The sequence below is a fragment of the Pseudarthrobacter polychromogenes genome, from assembly GCF_014644495.1.
GTDB lineage: Bacteria > Actinomycetota > Actinomycetes > Actinomycetales > Micrococcaceae > Arthrobacter > Arthrobacter polychromogenes.
Map to the genome: position 1 here is coordinate 528,509 of NZ_BMKU01000001.1, position 19,440 is coordinate 547,948.

At 66.2% G+C, this 19,440-nt stretch carries 19 protein-coding genes; 9 read left to right on the forward strand and 10 right to left on the reverse strand.

Annotation, left to right across the window (positions count from 1 at the left end; translation table 11 throughout):
* The first annotated feature begins 53 nt into the window (after window positions 1-53).
* The 6 genes from glgC (at window position 54) to IEX43_RS02665 (ending at window position 5,331) form a co-directional block, all read left to right on the forward strand.
* Window positions 54-1,460, forward strand: a complete 1,407-nt coding sequence (gene glgC / locus IEX43_RS02640; RefSeq protein WP_188808927.1) for a glucose-1-phosphate adenylyltransferase — start codon at window positions 54-56, stop codon at window positions 1,458-1,460.
* Window positions 1,461-1,531: 71 nt separating this feature from the next.
* A complete protein-coding gene (locus tag IEX43_RS02645) occupies window positions 1,532-2,983 on the forward strand; it encodes an SDR family NAD(P)-dependent oxidoreductase (RefSeq protein ID WP_188808928.1) in 1,452 nt (483 codons plus the stop codon).
* 15 nt (window positions 2,984-2,998) lie between these two features.
* On the forward strand, window positions 2,999-3,466 hold the full coding sequence (locus IEX43_RS02650; protein ID WP_188808929.1) for a pyridoxamine 5'-phosphate oxidase family protein: 468 nt from the start codon (window positions 2,999-3,001) through the stop codon (window positions 3,464-3,466).
* A 145-nt stretch (window positions 3,467-3,611) separates the two neighbouring features.
* Entirely contained in the window at window positions 3,612-4,004 is a 393-nt protein-coding gene (locus IEX43_RS02655; RefSeq protein WP_188808930.1) for a hypothetical protein, read from the forward strand.
* Window positions 4,005-4,075: 71 nt separating this feature from the next.
* The gene (locus IEX43_RS02660) at window positions 4,076-4,681 is read left to right on the forward strand and encodes an RNA polymerase sigma factor (RefSeq protein WP_188808931.1); all 606 of its coding nucleotides are present in this window, start codon (window positions 4,076-4,078) and stop codon (window positions 4,679-4,681) included.
* Window positions 4,678-5,331: a hypothetical protein gene (locus tag IEX43_RS02665; protein ID WP_188808932.1), complete on the forward strand. Its 654-nt coding sequence runs from the start codon at window positions 4,678-4,680 to the stop codon at window positions 5,329-5,331. Before IEX43_RS02660 ends, IEX43_RS02665 begins: the two co-directional genes overlap by 4 nt.
* 62 nt (window positions 5,332-5,393) lie before the next feature.
* Here IEX43_RS02665 and IEX43_RS02670 read toward each other — a convergent pair whose 3' ends face one another.
* Genes IEX43_RS02670 through IEX43_RS02680 form a run of 3 tightly spaced genes read right to left on the reverse strand, consistent with a single transcriptional unit; the run spans window position 5,394 to window position 8,785 of the window.
* On the reverse strand, window positions 5,394-6,245 hold the full coding sequence (locus IEX43_RS02670; protein ID WP_188808933.1) for a transglutaminase family protein: 852 nt from the start codon (window positions 6,243-6,245) through the stop codon (window positions 5,394-5,396).
* Window positions 6,242-7,168 carry an alpha-E domain-containing protein gene (locus IEX43_RS02675; RefSeq protein WP_066275749.1) on the reverse strand — a complete coding sequence of 309 codons (927 nt, stop codon included), beginning with the start codon at window positions 7,166-7,168 and terminating at the stop codon, window positions 6,242-6,244. The genes IEX43_RS02670 and IEX43_RS02675 overlap by 4 nt, the downstream gene beginning before the upstream one ends.
* Before the next feature lie 60 nt (window positions 7,169-7,228).
* Window positions 7,229-8,785: a circularly permuted type 2 ATP-grasp protein gene (locus tag IEX43_RS02680; RefSeq protein ID WP_066275748.1), complete on the reverse strand. Its 1,557-nt coding sequence runs from the start codon at window positions 8,783-8,785 to the stop codon at window positions 7,229-7,231.
* A gap of 114 nt (window positions 8,786-8,899) precedes the next feature.
* Here IEX43_RS02680 and IEX43_RS02685 point away from each other — a divergent pair, with 114 nt between their 5' ends.
* Window positions 8,900-9,955: a YeiH family protein gene (locus IEX43_RS02685; RefSeq protein WP_377102836.1), complete on the forward strand. Its 1,056-nt coding sequence runs from the start codon at window positions 8,900-8,902 to the stop codon at window positions 9,953-9,955.
* A gap of 20 nt (window positions 9,956-9,975) precedes the next feature.
* Window positions 9,976-12,612, forward strand: a complete 2,637-nt coding sequence (gene pepN / locus IEX43_RS02690) for an aminopeptidase N (protein ID WP_188808934.1) — start codon at window positions 9,976-9,978, stop codon at window positions 12,610-12,612.
* Between the two features lie 48 nt (window positions 12,613-12,660).
* Here the strand turns inward: pepN and IEX43_RS02695 are convergent, their stop codons facing one another.
* From IEX43_RS02695 to map, 6 genes are all read right to left on the reverse strand, one after another.
* Complete coding sequence (locus IEX43_RS02695) at window positions 12,661-13,752, reverse strand: lipoate--protein ligase family protein (RefSeq protein ID WP_188808935.1); 1,092 nt, start codon at window positions 13,750-13,752, stop codon at window positions 12,661-12,663.
* Between the two features lie 112 nt (window positions 13,753-13,864).
* Window positions 13,865-14,122, reverse strand: coding sequence for a type B 50S ribosomal protein L31 (locus IEX43_RS02700; protein ID WP_066275740.1), 258 nt, complete (start codon window positions 14,120-14,122; stop codon window positions 13,865-13,867).
* A 151-nt stretch (window positions 14,123-14,273) separates the two neighbouring features.
* Window positions 14,274-15,083 (reverse strand): TrmH family RNA methyltransferase, encoded by an 810-nt coding sequence (locus tag IEX43_RS02705; RefSeq protein ID WP_188808936.1) that lies wholly within the window; start codon window positions 15,081-15,083, stop codon window positions 14,274-14,276.
* A 7-nt stretch (window positions 15,084-15,090) separates the two neighbouring features.
* Window positions 15,091-15,876 carry a sulfite exporter TauE/SafE family protein gene (locus IEX43_RS02710; protein WP_188729751.1) on the reverse strand — a complete coding sequence of 262 codons (786 nt, stop codon included), beginning with the start codon at window positions 15,874-15,876 and terminating at the stop codon, window positions 15,091-15,093.
* Window positions 15,877-15,893: 17 nt separating this feature from the next.
* The gene (locus IEX43_RS02715) at window positions 15,894-16,679 is read right to left on the reverse strand and encodes an ABC transporter ATP-binding protein (RefSeq protein WP_066275729.1); all 786 of its coding nucleotides are present in this window, start codon (window positions 16,677-16,679) and stop codon (window positions 15,894-15,896) included.
* Between the two features lie 91 nt (window positions 16,680-16,770).
* On the reverse strand, window positions 16,771-17,541 hold the full coding sequence (gene map, locus IEX43_RS02720; RefSeq protein WP_188808937.1) for a type I methionyl aminopeptidase: 771 nt from the start codon (window positions 17,539-17,541) through the stop codon (window positions 16,771-16,773).
* Between the two features lie 101 nt (window positions 17,542-17,642).
* On the opposite strand from map, the gene serB reads away from it, so the two are divergent.
* Window positions 17,643-18,536, forward strand: coding sequence for a phosphoserine phosphatase SerB (gene serB / locus IEX43_RS02725; RefSeq protein WP_188808938.1), 894 nt, complete (start codon window positions 17,643-17,645; stop codon window positions 18,534-18,536).
* Window positions 18,537-18,624: 88 nt separating this feature from the next.
* On the opposite strand, the gene IEX43_RS02730 is transcribed toward serB, so the two are convergent.
* Window positions 18,625-19,377 (reverse strand): SDR family oxidoreductase, encoded by a 753-nt coding sequence (locus IEX43_RS02730; RefSeq protein WP_188808939.1) that lies wholly within the window; start codon window positions 19,375-19,377, stop codon window positions 18,625-18,627.
* Window positions 19,378-19,440: the final 63 nt, after the last annotated feature.

The window sequence follows — 19,440 nt, forward strand, 5'->3', positions numbered from 1 at the left end:
CGGGCGTACCGGACTGTCTTGGGGAGTTACGAAGGCGTACAGGAGCGACCATCATGCCGTTGAACAAAAAAGTCCTGGCCATTGTCCTCGCGGGTGGCGAGGGAAACAGACTGATGCCACTGACGGCAGACCGGGCGAAGCCGGCGGTGCCTTTCGCCGGGAGCTACCGCCTGATCGATTTTGCGATTTCCAACCTGGTGAACTCGCGCTACCTGCAAATCGTGGTCCTCACCCAATACAAATCCCATAGCCTCGACCGGCATATTTCGGAAGCCTGGCGCATGTCCACCCAGCTCGGGAACTACGTCGCCTCCGTGCCGGCGCAGCAGCGCGTGGGCAAGAGCTGGTTCCTTGGCAGCGCCAACGCCATCTACCAGTCCCTGAACTTGATCCACGACGCCAACCCGGACATCGTGGTGGTTGTCGGCGCCGACCACGTCTACCGCATGGACTTCGCCCAGATGGTGGAGCAGCACGTCAACAGCGGCGCCAAGGCGACGGTTGCCGCCGTCCGGCAGCCCCTGCACATGGCGGACCAGTTTGGCGTGATCGAGGTGGACCAGGACAACCCGCAGAAGATTTCGGCGTTCGTGGAAAAGCCCTCAAGCACTCCGGGCCTCGCCGCCGATCCCTCGCAGTTCCTGGCCTCCATGGGCAACTACGTCTTTGACGCCGACGCTCTGGTGGCCGCGCTCCATGTCGACGCCGAGCGGCTGGACACCAAGCACGACATGGGCGGGGACATCATCCCCTACTTCGTCAACCAGGGCGAAGCCGACGTGTACGACTTCACCCTCAACGACATCCCCGGCTCCACCGAGCGTGACCGCACCTACTGGCGGGATGTGGGCACCATCGACTCTTTCTACGACGCGCACATGGACCTCATTTCCCCGCTGCCGGTCTTCAACCTCTACAACTCCGAGTGGCCCATCTACACGAGGCAGAGCATCTCCCCGCCGGCAAAGTTCGTGCGCGGCCAGAACAACACGGTGGGCACCGCGCTGGATTCGATCGTCTCCAGCGGCGTGGTGATTTCCGGCGGCATCGTGGAGGGCTCTGTGCTCTCCAACGACGTCTACGTGGCCACCAGCAGCCGGGTTATCGACTCCGTCCTGATGGACAAGGTGCAGATCGGCGCGGGCGCCGTTGTGAACCGGGCCATCATCGACAAGAACGTCAAGGTGCCGGCAGGGGCGGCGATCGAACTGGACGCGGACCTGGACCGTGCCCGCGGCTTCAAGGTCACCGAGTCCGGCATCACGGTCCTCGCCAAGGGGCAGACCGTACCCGAACCCACTGACGAGGAGCGGCAGCTTGCTGCCCGGAACCTCCACCTTGTCCCGAACGCAGTGAAGGCAGCTGCAGGCCAGCATCCCGACCTGCAGGAATCCGTGGACAGGGTGGCCGAGACACACGCTGCGGCCGCTGCCGACGCCGCACCCGGCGCCAGGATCTAGCGCTTCACCCCGGGGGCCGGCCCGCCTGCACAGGTGCGGCCGGCAGTGTCCCAGGCTGTAAAATCGGTACAATGAGCTCCCCCGATCTGACCCCTGAGGAAATCCAGGCCTGCCTCAAGGTCCTGAACACCATCCACGCCTATGACGAGGAGCACCCGGACTACATCTCGGTGCGGCGAGCCACGGGGAAGATGTTCAAGGCCGTCAAGAGGCACCGGCGGGTCACCAAGCGCGACCTGATTTCCGAGGCAGACCGGGCAGTCCTTGCCCAGACCGCCACCGCCGCTCCCGACCGCATCGACGACGAGACCCGCGGCAACAAGCTGGCCACCTCGGCCACGGGCGCGGTCGCGGGACACCTCATCCGGTCGCGCCCGTGCTACATCTGCAAGCAGCACTACACCCAGGTGGATGCCTTTTACCATCAGCTGTGTCCGGAGTGTGCGGCCTTCAGCCACAGCAAGCGGGACGCGCGGACCGACCTCACGGGCCGCCGCGCCCTGCTCACCGGCGGGCGGGCGAAAATCGGTATGTACATCGCGCTCCGGCTGCTGCGTGACGGCGCCCACACCACCATCACCACACGGTTCCCCAAGGACGCCGCCCGCCGGTTCGCCGCGATGGAGGACAGTGGAGAGTGGCTGCACCGGCTCCGCATTGTGGGCATCGACTTGCGCGACCCCGCCCAAGTGATGGCCCTGACGGACTCCCTCAATGAGGCGGGACCGCTGGATATCATCATCAACAATGCGGCCCAGACGGTCCGCCGGTCCGGCAATGCCTACAAGCCGTTGGTGGACGCCGAGGACGAGCCCCTGCCGCCAGCCCTGGAGCAGGCCAACGGCGGCCCGGAACTGGTGACGTTCGGCCACGCGCATGACAAGCACCCCTTGGCGCTGGCCAGCAGCGTCACCGAGCACCCTGTCCTGGCCGGAGACGCGATCACGTCCCTGGCGCTGTCCACCGGTTCTGCATCATTGGAGCGGATTGCCTCCGGAACGGCCATCGACGCCGGCGGCCTGGTTCCGGACCTGGCCACCATTAACAGCTGGACCCAGGTGGTGGACGAGGTCGACCCGCTGGAAATGCTTGAGGTGCAGCTTTGCAACGTGACGGCACCGTTCCTGCTGGTGAGCCGGCTGCGCGCCGCCATGAAACGCTCCACAGCCCGGCGTAAGTACATCGTGAACGTCTCCGCCATGGAAGGCCAGTTCTCCCGCGCCTACAAGGGCCCCGGCCACCCGCACACCAATATGGCCAAGGCAGCGCTCAACATGATGACGCGCACCAGCGCCCAGGAGATGCTGGACAGCGACGGCATCCTCATGACCGCGGTGGACACGGGCTGGATCACCGATGAGCGTCCGCACTTTACCAAGGTCAGGCTCATGGAGGAAGGGTTCCACGCACCCTTGGACCTCGTGGACGGCGCCGCCCGCGTTTACGATCCCATCGTTATGGGCGAGAACGGCGAAGACCAGTACGGGGTGTTCCTCAAGGACTACAAACCCAGCCCCTGGTGAGGGTAAGCTCGCGGCATGAGCGGCGAACCGATATCTGAAGTGCAGAATCTTGAACACCACGAGTGCTGGGCCATGCTCCGGAACGTGTCCGTCGGCAGGCTGGCCGTCCTGGTCTCGGGCCGGCCGGATATTTTCCCCATCAATTACACGGTGGACGGCGGCACCCTCGTGTTCCGCACGAGCGAAGGAACCAAGCTCTCCGGAGCCTCGGAAGACGCTGCGGTGGCCGTGGAAGCCGACGGAGTGGATCCTGACACCGGACTGGCCTGGAGCGTGGTGGTGAAGGGGACGGCCGCCGTCGTCACCGGCACCGAACAGGTCCTGGAGACAGCGCAGCTCTTCCTCTTCCCGTGGCAGGCAGGCAAGAAGGACGTGTTCGTCCGCATCACCCCGGACACCATCACGGGCCGACGCTTCAGGGTGACGGAACCCATGACCTGGTGGACCCAGCTCAGCGGCGCCATCAAGACTGCCCAGGAGTAGAACCGCCCCACTGCCCCGGCCGGCATTCCTATCGGGGGAGCCGCTAATCGATCTGAGCGGTACGCGGGGATGCCCTGACCGTCTGGCGTGTGAGTGGGGCGACGTAGGCTGGGGTAACGGCGGCAATTCTGAATGGGGACCAGAGATGAACCGACTCACTGCGGGCTCAGCCGCAGCTATCCTTGTGCTCTTCCTGGCGTCATGCTCTACTTCTGACGCCACGGCCCCGCCGGAAGATGGCGGAACGTACGAGTCGATAGACGACTTGCAGGAAGCTGTGGAATCCGCCGGCCTGGTATGCCGGGAGCTGGTGCTGGACACCCCTCCTTCCAAGTTCTCTGCCTCCTCCGCAAGCTGCAGCGAGTTCACCTACCTTGCGATCTACACCGACGACTTGCATCTGGAGGCGCAGCTGGATTTCTGGAGGCCGGCTGGGCAACGCGCGGTCAACGTCGGCAAGAACTGGACCGTGGTCAGCGAGGATCCGCAGCTCATCCAGAAGAACCTGGGCGGCTCGGTCCTCCATACAGGGCCCTAGCGACTGTCCTATGGCAACAGCCCACAGAATGTGACAGGGAACTTTTTGCGGACTCCCGGACACTATGAGGTATGGAACAACTTGGGGGAACAGATGCGGAACTGTGGGACAGGTGTATTCAGGGCGAGGCAGAAGCACTGGGCGGACTGTTTGACCGTTATGCAGATGCCGTATTCCGGTACTGCCTGAGCCGGACCGGGTCCTGGCAGGATGCCGAAGACCTCGTCTCCATCACGTTCCTTGAGGCCTGGCGGCAGCGCAGCCGGCTGGTCCTGGAACGGGACTCGCTCCTTCCCTGGCTGCTCGGCGTAGCCACCAACTCAGCACGCAACCGTGCCCGCTCCGTGCGCCGCCACGAGCAGTTCCTGAGGCGGTTGCCGCACGCTGCTGTGGAGGCCGATCCTTCGTCTGCAATCGCGGCCCGCGTGGATGCGGAAAATTTGGTGAAGGACCTGCTTGACGGCGCTACGAACCTTACCGGCGGCGAACGGGATGCGCTGTTGCTGTGTGCAGTTAACGGCTGCTCGTACGTGGAGGCAGCGGAGGCTCTCCAGGTACGCGTTGGAACAATCCGATCCCGCGTGAACCGGGCGAAGAAGAAGTTGCGGGCCGCCGCTGCGGTCTCACCTTTGCTCCGGCTGGAGCAGAACAACCCTGTGGAATCGAGGCAGTCATGAAATTTTCAGACATCCAGTATCCTGCGGAAACCCGCCAGGCTGCGCGGGACGCGGTGGTCCGTGAAGCGGCGGCCCAGCCGCGCCGCAGTCCGTGGTGGCGCAGGCCGGTAGCGTTGTCCCTGGCCGGCCTGGCGTTGGCAGGCTCGACGGCGGCCGTAGCTTACGTGGCCTTCGCGCCGGTTGAGGACAAACGCGACATCCGGTGCTATTACCGCGCGGACCTGACCACCACCTACCCCTCCCCCCATTCCCCCGGAAACAGGATGCAGCCCTATCTCCTTGCCGGGGCCATGGACGAGGGGTTCGACTACGACGCAGGAGCCCTGCAGCGTGACTTCCAGGCAGGAAAACAGCAGATTGCGGACCCTGTGGGCCTTTGCGCTTTCAATTGGGACCAGGGACTGATGAACCCGGGGGGAATCACTGACGACCTTATCCCCCCGGGCTACAACGAACCCGCCCCGGCTCCCGCCCCGACAGGCACCGTAACGGACGAGCAAGGCAACCCCGCCACGGCTTTCCCCAACACCTTCGGTCCCGGGCACTTCGTCCCGGACCTGAGGGCCTGCGTCGTGGACAACACAGTTGCGGTGATACCGGGGCCCGCCGATGTCTGCTCCCGGCTGGGCATCCCCGTTCTGGAAAGCTAGGAACTCTCCAGAAGTCCTGGCCAAGGGCCCACGGGGGTGGCGCGGCTCCACGGGACCGCCGGTCAGGCGAGCTGGGTGATCTCCACGCTGACGCTCAGCGCGGAACCGCCACCACCGGACAGGATGCCCTTCAGCGGCGGCACGTCACGGTAGTCCCGCCCCCGGGCCACGGTGACGTGGAAGTCGCCGGCGGGCTTGTGGTTGGTGGGGTCCCAGCTGCGCCAGTCACCGTCCCAGAATTCCAGCCACGCATGTGACTGCCCCGCCACTGTCTCGCCGATGCCGGCACTGGACCGCGGGTGCAGGTAGCCGGACACGTAGCGTGCCGGAATCCCGCAGCTGCGCAGCGCACCGATCGCCAGGTGCGCCAGGTCCTGGCAGACACCCTGGCGCTGGCCCCACGCCTCTTCCGCGTTGGTGGTGACCGCGGTTGAACCGGACATGTAGGTCATCTCCCCGCGCATCCACTCAAACACGGCCATGGCGGCCTCGTGCGGGTTCTTCCCTGCGACCACGCCGGGAATGATGCCCAGCACTTCGTCTCCCGGGCCGCTGAGCCTGGACTGCGGGAGCCAGTCGCTGAACGTGTTGAGGGTTTCCGGTGAGGCCAGGACGTCCCAGCCGGCAATGTCCGCCTCGGCCGGGATCTTCTCGGCGCGGTGGACTTCCACCGTGATGTTGGAAATCACTTCGAGGTGGTCGTGCGGCATCTGCATGTCGAACGCCGTGACCCGGGTGCCCCAGTAGTCGCGGTAGGTGCTGACGGCGGCCTGCGACGGCGACACCTTGACCACCGACTCCAGCACCACCTGCTGGGAATCGGTGAGCGGGGTCATCCGTGCCTCGTTGTAGGACAGGGTGACCCGCTTGTTGTACTTGTAGGCCGTCTTGTGGACGATGCTCAGCCGGGTCATGATACTTCTCCCACCCAGGCCAGTTCATCCGCCTGATTGAAGTACTTACGGGAAATAGCGTCCGACGCCTGCGCTACGGCTTTCTGCACGCGTTCCATGTGCTCCGGGAGCTCGGACATCAGGTCATCCGTCCGGTGGAACTCAAGGAATGTCCGCGCCTGGCCCACGATCCGACGCGCGTCGTTGATGAACCCCACCCGCTGGGCGGAGGGATCCAGCTTGGCCAGGCACTCGTCTGCGTCCCTCAGGGCATAGACGATGGACCTCGGGAAGAGCCGGTCCAGCAGCAGGAACTCGGCGGCATGCTGGTCGCCGAAGGCTGCACGGCGGGTACGCAGGAAGGACTCGTACGCCCCGGCGCACCGGAGCATGTTGACCCAGGACATTCCGGCGGACAGCACGTCCCGGGTGGAGAGCATCCGGGCGGTCATGTCCGCGCGTTCCAGGGACCGGCCCAGCACCAGGAAGAGCCAGCTTTCGTCATGGCTGACAGTGGTATCCGCCAGGCCACTGACCATGGCGGTCCGTTCCAGCGTCCAGTTGCAGAACCGGTAGGTCCCCACCACGTCCTTGCGGTGCTGGCTCAGCCCGTAGTAGGTGGTGTTGAGGCTCTCCCACAGGCCTGACGAGACGGTTTCGCGGGCGCGACGGGCGTTCTCCCTCGCGGCCCCCAGGGACCCTGCGATGGAGGTGGCGCTGGTCTTGTCATAGGCCAGGGCGTGGAGAAGCTCGGGCAGGCCGAAGTCCTCGCTCTGCGGGCGTGCGCCCATGACGGCCAGGAGTTCCTGGGCCACGCTCTTGCGCTCGTCCATGGGCAGGTGGTTGAGCCGTTCGAGGTGGACGTCGAGGATGCGGGCAGTGCCGTCCGCACGCTCCACATAACGGCCGATCCAGAATAGGGACTCGGCAATACGGCTAAGCATTCGCGGCTACCTCCTGCGGGCCCGAAACTGGGAAAGGAAACTGCCAGGTCACGGCCCGGCTCACTGCTGCTGCTCCGACTGGCGGTCCCGCCAGTTGCTCTCAACCGGCCATACCGAGACGCGTTCACGGACGGAGATGGACGGCCGGGGCACGGTTTCCACCGGCACCTGCGGCGAGTCGGCCAAAACCCAGGTGTCCTTGGACCCGCCGCCCTGGCTGGAATTCACGATCAGCGACCCCTCTTTGAGCGCTACGCGCGTCAGCCCGCCCGGCAGCACCCAGACGTTGTCGCCGTCGTTCACTGCGAAGGGCCGCAGGTCCACGTGGCGGGGGCCGAACTTGTCACCGCTCAGCGTGGGGACCGTGGAGAGCTGCAGCACCGGCTGGGCAATCCAGCCCCGGGGATCGGCGATGACCCGCTGGCGGAGGGCATCGAGTTCGTCCCTGGACGCATCCGGTCCGATGACCAGGCCCTTGCCGCCGGAGCCGTCCACCGGCTTGACCACCAGTTCGGCCAGGTTGTCCAGGGTGTATTCGCGGGCTTCCTTCTCCTCCAGGCGGTACGTGTCCACGTTGGCGATGATGGGTTCCTCGCTGAGGTAGTAGCGGATGAGGTCAGGGACGTAACTGTAGACCAGTTTGTCGTCCGCGACGCCGTTGCCCACGGCGTTGGCGATGGTCACGCCGCCTGCCCGGGCGGCGTTGACCAGGCCCGGGCAACCGAGCATGGAATCCGAGCGGAACTGCAGCGGGTCCAGGAAATCGTCGTCGATCCGCTTGTAGATCACGTCCACGCGCTGTTCGCCGGCCGTGGTGCGCATGTAGACGCGGTTTCCGCGGCAGATGAGGTCGCGGCCTTCCACGAGTTCCACGCCCATGAGGCCCGCGAGGAGGGTGTGCTCGAAGTAGGCGCTGTTGAACACGCCGGGGGTGAGGACCACCACGGTGGGATCGTCGACGCCGGAGGGTGCGGTCTTGCGCAGGGCGGAGAGCAGGCGGCGGGGGTACTCCTCGACCGGCCGGATGAGCTGCTGGCCGAACGCCTCAGGCAGGCCCTTGGCCATGGCCCGGCGGTTCTCCAGGACGTAGCTCACGCCGGAGGGAACCCGGACATTGTCCTCAAGCACGCGGAAGGTCCCGGCGGCGTCGCGGACAACGTCGATGCCGGAAATGTGGACACGGACGCCGCCTGCCGGTTCGAACCCGTGGACCTGCCGGTGGAAGTGCGCACTGGTGGTGACCAGCTGCCGGGGGATCACGCCGTCGGCCACGACGGTCATCTTGTCGTACACGTCGTTGAGGAAGGCTTCCAGCGCGCGGACGCGCTGGGCCACGCCGCGCTCCAGCACGTCCCACTCCCCCGCCGGAATGACCCGGGGAACGATGTCCAGCGGGAAGGGGCGCTCCTCCCCCGCAAAGTCGAAGGTCACACCGCGGTCCAGGAAGGTACGCGCCATGGAATCTGCGCGGGCGCTCACATCGGCAAGGGAGAGCTTCCGGAGGGCGTCCGCCACCTGCCCGTACGAGTCCCGGGCCTGTTGCCCGGGAGCGAACATCTCGTCGTAGGCTCCGGACCGGCCGGCGGCCACGGAGTAATCCTGGAATAGGTCTGACATGTCCAATAGCCAACCATCTTTTTGTTTCGAATTCATTACTGCCATCCATTCTGGCGTGTTGGCGCCGGATGCCCTGGTTCGTGCATTGCGCCTCTTTTCCGGCACAGTAGGTGAGTGCCAGTCCGCAGATCCGTCAGCAAGCCCGGTCCGGACCTGCCCGGGCGGCCCGGGAGGCTTCTCCCTGGCCTGGCCACAGCGGCCGTCGCCCTGGCGGCCGCGTTCCTGGTCCACCGGCTGGTTCCCGCTCTTCCCGCAATGACGCTGGCTGTGGTGCTGGGCGTGCTGGCCGCCAACCTTCCCGTGTCCGGGGTGTGGACAGCCGGCAGGGCGCGGCCGGGGCTGGACTTCGCGGGGAAGCATCTCATGCGCGGCGGCATCGTGCTGCTGGGCCTGAAAGCCAGCATCATGGACGTGCTGGGGCTGGGCTGGCTGGCATTGGTCCTGATCGTCGCCGTGGTGGGGGCAAGTTTTGGCGGCACCTACCTGATCTCCCGGCTGTTCCGGCTGCCGCCGGTGACCTCGCTGCTGGTGGCCACCGGCTTCTCGATCTGCGGTGCCTCCGCCATCGGCGCCATGGCCGCCGTCCGCCGCATCCGGCACGTGGACACCGTCCTTCCGGTGGCGCTCGTGACGCTTTGCGGGACCCTTGCCATCGGCGTCCTGCCCCTGCTGGTGCATCCCCTGCAGCTCAGCGCGCCCGTGTTCGGCGCCTGGACGGGCGCCTCAGTGCACGATGTGGGCCAGGTGGTGGCCACGGCGCAAACCGCGGGGACAGCGGCACTGGGCATCGCCGTCGTCGTTAAGCTCACCCGGGTACTCCTGCTGGCGCCGGTGGCGGCACTGGCCGGTGCGCACCACCGGTTCGCGCCACGGGCGGAGAACCCTGCGGACCGCGACAACGCGAAACTGCCGCCGGTGGTGCCGCTGTTCGTCCTGGGCTTCGTGGCGATGGTGGGCCTCCGCTCCACCGGCTGGCTGGCTGAAGGCTGGCTCGATGCCGGGGCGGCACTGCAGGACATCCTGCTGGGCGCCGCGCTCTTCGGCCTGGGGTCCGCCGTCCGGATCCGGACGCTCCTGCACACGGGCGGGCGTGCACTGTTGGCGGCACTGGCGTCGTGGTTCCTGATCGCCGTCCTGGGGCTGGCGGCGGCCCTGCTGATCGCCGGATAACCACGTGATTAGATAGCTGGGTGTCACATGAGAATCTGCAGCGCGATGAAGCCGCCCACCGTTCAGCCCTGATCAGCACCACCGGTTACGACGTCTCCCTGGACGTGCGGCAGGCGGCGGATCCGGAAGTGGCGGGCTATCCGACACGCAGCATCGTCACCTTCACGGCCTCGCAGCCGGGGGCATCAACATTCCTGGACTTCATCGGCGAGGTCCACAGTGTCTTCCTCAATGGGAGGGAACTGCGCGTGGAGGACGTGGCGGACGGCGCCAGGATCAGGCTGGACAACCTGCAGTCCGAAAACCAGGTGGCCGTCACCGGCACCGCCCTGTACAGCCGCTCCGGCGAAGGCATGCACCGCTTCGTCGATCCCGCCGACGGCCAGTGCTACCTCTACACGCAGTACGAACCCGCCGACGCCCGCCGGGTGTTCGCCAACTTCGAACAGCCCGACCTCAAGGCCTCCTTCACCTTCCACGTGACCGCACCGGCCGGCTGGCAGGTGGCCTCCAACGGCGGGGAGGCAGCCCGCACCCTCCTCGGCAGCGACCCCTCGGCCGCCCGGTGGGACTTCGCCGCCACGGAACGCATGTCCACCTACATCACCACGGTGCTGGCCGGGCCGTACTTCAAGGCGGAGGACCGCTGGCAGGCAACGCTCGACGACGGCACCTCTTTGGACGTGCCGCTCGCCCTGTACTGCCGGGCCTCGATGGCGGACTCCTTCGACACTAGCGAACTGTTCAGGCTGACCAGGAACGGCCTGGACTTCTTCAACCGGCTCTTCGACTACCCCTACCCCTGGGGCAAATACGACCAGGCCTTCGTTCCCGAATACAACCTTGGTGCCATGGAGAACCCCGGCCTGGTGACGTTCACCGAGAGCTACGTGTTCACCTCGCGCGCCACGGACGCCCAGTACCAGGGCCGTGCCAATACCCTGATGCACGAGATGGCGCACATGTGGTTCGGGGACCTCGTGACCATGCAGTGGTGGGATGACCTGTGGCTTAAGGAATCCTTCGCCGACTACATGGGCACCCTGGGCGTGGACCGCGCCACGGACTGGGACACCGCGTGGGTGAACTTCGCCAACAAGCGCAAGGCCTGGGCGTACGTCCAGGACCAGCTGCCCACCACCCACCCGATCGTGGCGGACATCCCGGACCTTGAGGCCGCCAAGCAGAACTTTGACGGCATCACCTACGCCAAGGGCGCCTCGGTGCTGAAGCAACTGGTGGCCTACGCCGGGTTCGAGGCCTTCATCAGCGGCTCCCGCGACTACTTCCGCAAGCACGCGTATGGCAACACAACGCTTGATGACCTACTGGCCGCTTTGAGTGCCTCCTCCGGGCGGGACCTGGCCGGCTGGGCGCAGCAGTGGCTGCAGACCTCGGGCATCTCCACGTTGTCACTGGAGATTGTGCCGGGTGCGGACGACGGCGGCCTGCTGGGCCGGGTGGTGATCGTCCAGGACGCCTTGGACCCGGTCACGGGACGCGAGGAGCTGCGGCCGCACCGGCTGCGTGTGGGTTCCTACAATTTCGACGGCGGCGGGGCCCTGGTGCGCACCGACAGTTTCGAAACGGACGTGGCGGGGGTCCGGACGGAACTCCCCCAGCTCGCCGGCAAGCCCCGGCCCGCGCTCCTGCTGGTCAACGATGACGACCTCACCTACGCCAAGGTGCGGCTGGATCCGGCGTCTGAGGCAACAGTCCGTTCGTCCCTTGACCGGATCGAGGACCCCATGGCCCGGGCGTTGTGCTGGACGGCGCTCTGGAACTCGGCCCGGGACGGGGAAAGCCCGGCGGCGCGGTACGTCGAAGCCGTGGCTGCGTTTGGTCCGGCCGAAACAGGAATCGGCGTCCTGCTGAACATCCTCGACAACGCAGGCACCGCCGTCGAACGCTACACGCCGGCCGGCGAACGTGGTGCCCTGCGCTCCACGTTCCTGGCAGCCGCAGCGGCGGAACTGGACAGGGCCGCACCCGGCTCCGACCAGCAGCTGGCCTGGGCACGTACCCTCGCCAGCGCCAGCCGGCACGATGATTCCATGCTGCCGCGGCTGCGCGGACTCCTTGACGGTACAGCACCCGTGGCGGGCCTGGCCGTGGATGCCGAGCTGCGCTGGCACCTCTGGCATGCCCTGGCAGCCAACGGCCAGGCGGCGGTGGCGGAACTGGACGCCGAACTCGCCCGTGACATCACGGCGTCCGGACGCGCCGGCCATGCCACAGCCCTCGCCGCCCGCCCGGACCCGGAGGCCAAGGCGGCAGCGTGGAAAGCGGCAGTGGACGGGAACGAGCTCTCCAACCAGCTGCTCAGCGCCACCATCAGCGGATTCATGACGGCGCCCGCGGATGTCCTGGAGCCGTACGTGGAACCCTATTTCGGGTGCCTGCGCAGCGTCTGGGAGGAACGCAGCATCGAGATCGCCAGCCGGATTGTCCGGGGCCTCTACCCGCTGGCCCAGGACCTGGCCGAGGGCACCGACCCTGCAGCGCACTCCGCCATCCGGCGCACGGACGAATGGCTGGCCGCCAACGCAGACGCGCCCCGCGCCCTGCAGCGCATCATTGTGGAGCAGCGCAGCCACCTGCTGCGGGCACTCACGGCGCAGGCCGCCGTCGTCAATTCACCATCGGCTGCTCCGTAACTGTCGTTTTCGCCGGTGAAAACGACAGTTACGGAGCAATAGATGGGCTCAGGGGACGCGGTGGAGCCATTCGGCCGTGCCGAACTTGCTGCCGACGCGCTCCTTTGCGGTGGCCAGCTCGCCCTCCGTCAGCTGTGAGGGCGTAGCACCGTACCGGTCTGTGAAGACCTCCGTCATAGCGGCGATGATGGCGGTGCGTGCCAGTCCGGTCTGGCGCCGGAGCGGATCCACCCGCTTCTTGGCGCTCCGGGTCCCCTTATCCGAGAGCTTTTCCTTGCCGATCCGCAGCACGTCGACCATCTTGTCGGCGTCGATGTCGTAGCTCATGGTCACGTGGTGCAGCATGCCGCCGTTGGCGAGCCGCTTCTGCGCGGCCCCGCCGATCTTGCCCTGGTCCGTTGCGATGTCGTTCAGGGGCACGTAGAAGGCGTTGATGCCCAGCTTTTCCAGTGCTGCCATGACCCACGCGTCCAGGAAGGGATAGGAGTCCGCGAAACTGAGTCCGTCAACGAGGGTCTGCGGCAGGTACAGCGAGTACGTGATGCAGTTGCCGGCCTCCATGAACATCGCTCCCCCGCCGCTGATGCGCCGGACAACCTTGATCCCGTGCTTCGCCACGCCGCCGGGGTCAACCTCGTTGCGGTAGGACTGGAAGCTGCCAATCACCGTGGACGGTTCCTGCCAGTCCCAAAACCGGAGGGTGGGGTGGCGGCGGCCGGCGCCGACCTCCTCGGTGAGAACCTCGTCCAGGGCCACGTTCATTTCGGTGGGCAGGACAGTGGGTGCGATGAGGTTCCAGTGGTGGTCCGCCCAGGAGGTCGCCTTCGCCAGGGCACGGCGGACGGCGACGGCGACGGCGTCCGCGGAGAAGCCGAACAGGGCGGCGCCGGCCGGCAGCGAAGAGGAGACGACGGCGGCAAGCTCGGCCGCCGTCGTGGTGTCCGGCAGTCCCCTGAGCCCCCGGTTGATGTCCAGGAGGGCCTCGTCCGGTTCCAGGAAGAAATCGCCGCTGAGGCTGACGTTGGCGAGGCGGCCGTCAATAACATCCAGGTCCACCACCACAAGCTTGCCGCCGGGCACTTTGTATTCACCGTGGCGGCGCGAGGCGGAGTGGCTTGCTGAAGAGGGTGTGGCGGTCATGCCATCCATCCTGCCCCAGAATTGCCGGATGCCAGTAACAGGCGGCCGGGACGCAGAAAGCCCGCACCGTTTACCGGTGCGGGCTTTCCCAAAAGAACTTTGCGGAAGTGTGTTACTTCTTGCCGCCGAAGCCCTTGAAGCGAGCGTTGAAGCGCTCGACGCGGCCTGCGGAGTCCATGATGCGCTGCTTGCCCGTGTAGAACGGGTGCGACTCGGAGGAGATTTCGACATCGATGACCGGGTAGGTGTTGCCGTCTTCCCACTCGATGGTCTTCGAGGAGGAAACGGTGGACTTGGTCAGGAACTTCGTGCCGGAAGCCAGGTCGTTGAAAACAACAGCTTCGTACTTCGGGTGGATATCAGACTTCATAATTGGACCTTTGTTCGCACAACTGGATTTTGCCAGCTGCCAGGTATGAATGGGATGGCGCCAGCATCGCCCGGGGGCGCACTACAGCCAGCTATCAATAATAGCGGAGAACGCGGGTGCCCGCGAACCAATGTCCTGACTGACGATACCCCTAATCCCGGGGGCGCAACTCCCAGAAGGCAACAGCTGACGCGGCCGCGACATTCAGGGAATCCACGCCGTTTCGCATGGGAATTTTCACGGCGATATCGACGGCGGCGAGTGTCCCGGCGCTCATGCCGGCGCCCTCGGTGCCAAGCACCAGGGCAAGCTTCGCCGGATTCCGGGCGGCGACTGCGTCCACATCCTGCGCGTCGTCGGTGAGCTCCAGCGCCGCAACGGTGAAGCCGTTTTCTTTCAGCACGTGAAGGTCCTCCGGCCAGCTGGCGAGCCGGGCCCACGGCACCTGGAACACCGTGCCCATGCTCACGCGGACGCTCCGCCGGTAGAGGGGGTCCCCGCAGCGGGGCGACACGAGGACGGCATCGATGTCCAGCGCGGCGGCCGACCGGAAGATGGCGCCCACGTTGGTGTGGTCCACGATGTCCTCCAGGACAGCCACCCTGCGTGCCCCGGCCAGCAGTTCCGGCAGCGGGACGGGCGCCGGGCGCTGCATGGCAGCCATGGCTCCGCGGTGGAGGTGGAAGCCGGTGATGTCCTCCAGCAGGGCCGCGCTGCCGATGAAGGCCGGGACCTGCGGATAGGCATCCAGGACGTCCCGGAGGTCCTCGAGCCACTTCTCCGCCAGGAAGAACGAGCGCGGCTGGTGTCCTGCTGCCAGGGCACGCCGCAGCACCCGGGATGACTCAGCGATATACATGCCCTCGGCGGGTTCGCGCAGCTTGCGCAGGTGCACGTCCGTGAGCTGCGTGTAGTCGGAGACCCGGGGGTCCGCTGCGGATTCAAGAAAGTGGATTGTCACCGGTTGATTATTTCAGCAGATTAGCAATCATGAATCCCAGCGCCACCAGGCCCAGGACAAGGATCACTGCGCGCAGCACCGTGGGTGAGAGCCGGCGGCCCACCTTGGCGCCGAGAAGTCCGCCGATGCTCGAGCTGACGGCGATCAGCAGGACCACAAGCCAGTTGATCCGGTCGAAGGCGAAGAGCACATAGGACACGGCGGCCACAAGGTTCACTCCCAGTACCAGGATGTTCTTCATGGCGTTGGCGTTCTGGATGGTGCCGGTGAGGAAGATACCCAGGATGCCCACCAGCAGGATCCCCTGGGCGGCCACGAAGTAGCCACCGTATACCCCGGCCAGGTACACCAGGACCACCAGCAGCACGCCGTGCCGCTTGTCGCGCACAGCGTGTTCCGGGTTCTCCTCACGGGACCGGACCCAGGCCTGCAGCCGCGGCTGGAACACCACCATCAGGAGGGCCAGGACAATCAGGACGGGGGCGACGTAGTGGAACACCTCCTCCGGCAGGTGCAGGAGGAGCCACGCACCGGAGATGCCGCCAAGGAGGGATGCCGGCAGCAGCCGCATCAGCTGGCGGCCGCGGCCCTTCAGTTCACGCCGGTAGCCGAACGCCCCGGCGGCCGTGCCGAAGACCAGGCCCATGGCGTTGCTCATGGAGGCCACCACCGGGGCGACCCCCAGGGCGATAAGGACGGGGAACGTCACCAGGGTGCCGGAGCCCACCACGGCGTTGATGGTGCCGGCCCAGAGGCCGGCGATGGCCACAAAGATGCTGCTGAGAAGATCCAAGGTGCTGCGCTGCCGCCTTAGCGGCGGGCTACGGCGGTGTACCGGCCGGCGTTGACGCTCATGTCCAGGTCAAGCCCGAACGTCTTGCTGAGGTTCTCCGCCGTCAGGACGTCCGTGATGGGGCCGGCGGCGACCACTCCGCCGTCGCGCAGCAGCATGGCGTGGGTGAAGCCCGGCGGAACTTCCTCAAGGTGGTGGGTGACAAGGACCATGGCCGGGGCGTCCTCATCCTGTGCCAGTTCTCCCAGCTTGTGGACGAGTTCCTCGCGGCCGCCGAGGTCCAGGCCGGCGGCCGGTTCGTCGAGGAGCAACAGCTCGGGATCGGTCATCAGGGCTCGGGCGATCTGGACACGCTTGCGCTCACCCTCGGAAAGAGTGGCAAACGTCCTGTTGAGGAGCGGGCCCATTCCCCAGTCGTTGAGCAGGCGGAAAGCCCGCCGCTCGTCGTCGCGCTCGTACCCCTCACGCCAGCGGCCGGTGACTCCGTAGGCGGCGGTGACCACCACGTTGAGGACGTTTTCCTGTTCCGGGATCTGGGTGGCCAGCGCGGCGGAGGACAGGCCGATGCGCGGGCGGAGCTCGAAGACGTCGGTGCGGCCCAGGGTTTCGTCGAGGATGCCCGCTTTCCCGCTGCTGGGGTGCAGGCGAGCGGCCGCGATCTGCAGGAGGGTGGTCTTGCCGGCACCGTTGGGCCCCAGGATTACCCAGCGCTCGCCTTCGTTGACTTCCCAGTCGATCTTGTCCAGCAGGGTTTTCTTACCTCGGACAACGCTGACGGAAGCCAATTCCAGAACATCACTCATAGGAGTAGACACTAGGACAAAAAAGAGGCCGACTGATAACCGGGGCAAGGTAACAGCGAAACCCTGGTTGGGCAGCTTCGCCGGGCGCCCGTCAGGCCGGCTGGGTGAGGATCACGGGTCCGGATTCGGTGACAGCGATGGTGTGTTCGGAGTGGGCGGTCCGGCGACCGTTGGAACTGCAGAGGGTCCAGCCGTCAGGAGCCGTGACAAGTTTGCTGGTGCCGTCCATGACCCAGGGTTCGATCGCCAGGAGCAGGCCGGGCCGCAGCTCGTACCCGCGGCCTGGCTTGCCGGTGTTCGGAATGTGGGGGTCCTGGTGCATGGTGCTCCCAACGCCGTGTCCGCCGAACTGGGTGTTGACCTTGAAATGCGCGGCTTCGAGCACCGAGCCGATGGCGTGGGAGATATCCCCGATGCGCGCTCCGGGCTGTGCCGCACCGATGCCCGCCTTCAGTGCCCTCTCGGTGGTTTCGATCATGCGGGTGTCCTCGGGCGTAGCGGAATCCCCCACGACGAAGCTGATGGCGGAGTCCGTCACCCACCCATTGACGCTGGCTGCGAAGTCCAGGGTCAGCAGGTCCCCGTCCTTGAGGACGTAGTCATGAGGGAGCCCGTGCAGCACGGCATCGTTGACGGACGTGCAGATGACCTTTCCGAAAGGCCCGCGGCCGAACGAGGGAGCGTAATCCACATAGCAGGAGCGGGCTCCCGCTGCCCGGATCATGGCAGCGGCCCAGTCGTTGATCTCCAGGAGATTCGTTCCAGGTCCGGTTCGCTCCCTCAGTGCCTGCAGGGTGCCGGCCACGAACTGGCCTGAGGGGCGCGCCTGGTCAATCTCCCGCGGCGTGAGCAGTTCAATCAATGGTTCCTCCAGGTATGAGCGTAATATTATCCGCTTGCCACCTTCCAGCAGCCGTGAAATGAATTCAAGGGACCCCTCACCCGCTGGCTAAGATGGCAGGCATGACTTCGAACGTGACTGCGGTCAGCTATGGCCTGAATGTGTCTCCAACCGGGCTGGAGCAGCTCCGTTCCATCCTCACCGCACAGGGCGCCGCCGTGCTGTCTGAGGCCTCCTCCGGCGACGGCCGGTACCAGGTCCACGCAGCCGAACTCCAGCTTCCGGACGCCACCGCCGCCGGGCTCGCCGCACTGCGCCACGCCGTTGCCGAAACCCCCGTTGCCGGATTCGACACGGCGCTTGTCCCGGCCGGCCTCAGGTCGGCAGAACGCAAGCTGCTGATCATGGACGTGGACTCCACCCTGATCCAGCAGGAGGTCATCGAGCTTCTGGCTGCCTACGCCGGGAAGCGGGAAGAAGTGGCGGCCGTTACCGAGGCCGCCATGCGTGGCGAGCTGGATTTCACCCAAAGCCTCCACGCACGCGTGGCGGTGCTCGCAGGGCTGCCTGCCGCCGTCGTTGATTCAGTCCGCAACGAAGTGAAGCTGAGCCTGGGCGCCGCCGACCTCGTGGCCGCCTTCAAGGCGGCAGGGCACGTGGTAGCGGTGGTGTCCGGCGGGTTCAACCAGATCCTGGAGCCGATCGCCGCCGAACTGGGCCTTGACTACTGGCAGGCAAATGAACTGGAGATCGTCGACGGCGAGCTGACCGGCAGGGTGCTGGGCGCTGTGGTGGACAGGGCAGCCAAGGAAAAGTACCTGCGTGAGTGGGCAGCCGCCGAGGGCATCGCCCTTGAGCACACGGTGGCAGTGGGCGACGGAGCCAACGACCTGGACATGCTCGGGGCGGCCGGCATCGGCGTGGCGTTCAACGCCAAACCCGCCGTGCGGGCCGTGGCAGACGCCGCCGTCAACATGCCGTACCTCGACGCAGTCCGGCATGTGGCTGGCGTCTGACGGCGGTTCCTAAAGGCCCTTAACAGCGGGAAGGCACGTCGCGTGAGGACGTGCCTTCCCGCTGTTAAGCGTGGGCCTAGCTCGTGGCCTAGTTCGTGCCCTTGCCGAAGTAGTCTGCACCGCCGGCGTATTCAGTGTGGCCGGACTCGACGTCGGCGGTGACCATACCGGCCACAACCTCGGCAAACTCCTCCACGGAGTACAGCTTGCCGGCTTCAGCGCGGCGGGCCTCGATGGCGCCCGGCGTGGAGCGGTCAAGCAGCGTGGCCGTGACGGTGCCCTCGATCATGTCGCCGGAGACCACCACCAGGGTGATGCCCTTCTCCGCCAGGTTGGGGATGAGTTCGCGCAGGGCGTCCTCGCCCGCACGCTTGCTGCGGGCCACCGGCTCATAGGCCTCCATAGTGGGCACGGTGTTGATGAAGTGGGCCTGGTGGCTGGTCACGAAGACCACCCGCGAGCCTTCCTTCATCAGCGGCACGGCAGCGTTGAGCATGTTGACCTGGGCGTCGCGGTTCAGCTTCAGCGCGTAGTCCTCGCCCATGCCGGTTTCCATGCCGCCGGAGGCGTTCAGCACCAGGATGTCCAGGGAACCGAAGTTCTCCATGGCGGCGGAGGCCAGCGCCTGCACGCCTTCCTGGGTGGTGAGGTCCGCGCCGACGGCCACTGCACGTCCGCCGTCGGCTTCGATCCCCTGCACAACCTTGTTGGCGCGCGGTGCCTTCTGGCGGTAGTTCACCACGACGGCGGCGCCTTCGCGGGCAAGGTTCTTCGCTACCTCCGCGCCGATTCCGCGCGAGGATCCGGTCACGATGGCAGTCTTGTTATCCAGCAGTCCCATGCGGGCTCCTTTTGTCTGAAACGTCTAAATTGCTGATGGCCTGCAGTCCATCATGCCAGCGGC

Bases quoted from the DNA above. Each gene is read 5' to 3' on its own strand.
- serB (WP_188808938.1), top strand. From the start codon at position 17,643: ATGACTTCGAACGTGACTGCGGTCAGCTATGGCCTGAATGTGTCTCCA.
- glgC (WP_188808927.1), top strand. From the start codon at position 54: ATGCCGTTGAACAAAAAAGTCCTGGCCATTGTCCTCGCGGGTGGCGAG.
- IEX43_RS02715 (WP_066275729.1), bottom strand. From the start codon at position 16,679: ATGAGTGATGTTCTGGAATTGGCTTCCGTCAGCGTTGTCCGAGGTAAG.
- IEX43_RS02650 (WP_188808929.1), top strand. From the start codon at position 2,999: ATGAGCGGCGAACCGATATCTGAAGTGCAGAATCTTGAACACCACGAG.
- IEX43_RS02700 (WP_066275740.1), bottom strand. From the start codon at position 14,122: ATGAAGTCTGATATCCACCCGAAGTACGAAGCTGTTGTTTTCAACGAC.
- IEX43_RS02680 (WP_066275748.1), bottom strand. From the start codon at position 8,785: ATGTCAGACCTATTCCAGGATTACTCCGTGGCCGCCGGCCGGTCCGGA.
- IEX43_RS02730 (WP_188808939.1), bottom strand. From the start codon at position 19,377: ATGGGACTGCTGGATAACAAGACTGCCATCGTGACCGGATCCTCGCGC.
- IEX43_RS02660 (WP_188808931.1), top strand. From the start codon at position 4,076: ATGGAACAACTTGGGGGAACAGATGCGGAACTGTGGGACAGGTGTATT.
- IEX43_RS02645 (WP_188808928.1), top strand. From the start codon at position 1,532: ATGAGCTCCCCCGATCTGACCCCTGAGGAAATCCAGGCCTGCCTCAAG.
- IEX43_RS02675 (WP_066275749.1), bottom strand. From the start codon at position 7,168: ATGCTTAGCCGTATTGCCGAGTCCCTATTCTGGATCGGCCGTTATGTG.
- IEX43_RS02665 (WP_188808932.1), top strand. From the start codon at position 4,678: ATGAAATTTTCAGACATCCAGTATCCTGCGGAAACCCGCCAGGCTGCG.
- IEX43_RS02655 (WP_188808930.1), top strand. From the start codon at position 3,612: ATGAACCGACTCACTGCGGGCTCAGCCGCAGCTATCCTTGTGCTCTTC.
- IEX43_RS02670 (WP_188808933.1), bottom strand. From the start codon at position 6,245: ATGACCCGGCTGAGCATCGTCCACAAGACGGCCTACAAGTACAACAAG.
- IEX43_RS02695 (WP_188808935.1), bottom strand. From the start codon at position 13,752: ATGACCGCCACACCCTCTTCAGCAAGCCACTCCGCCTCGCGCCGCCAC.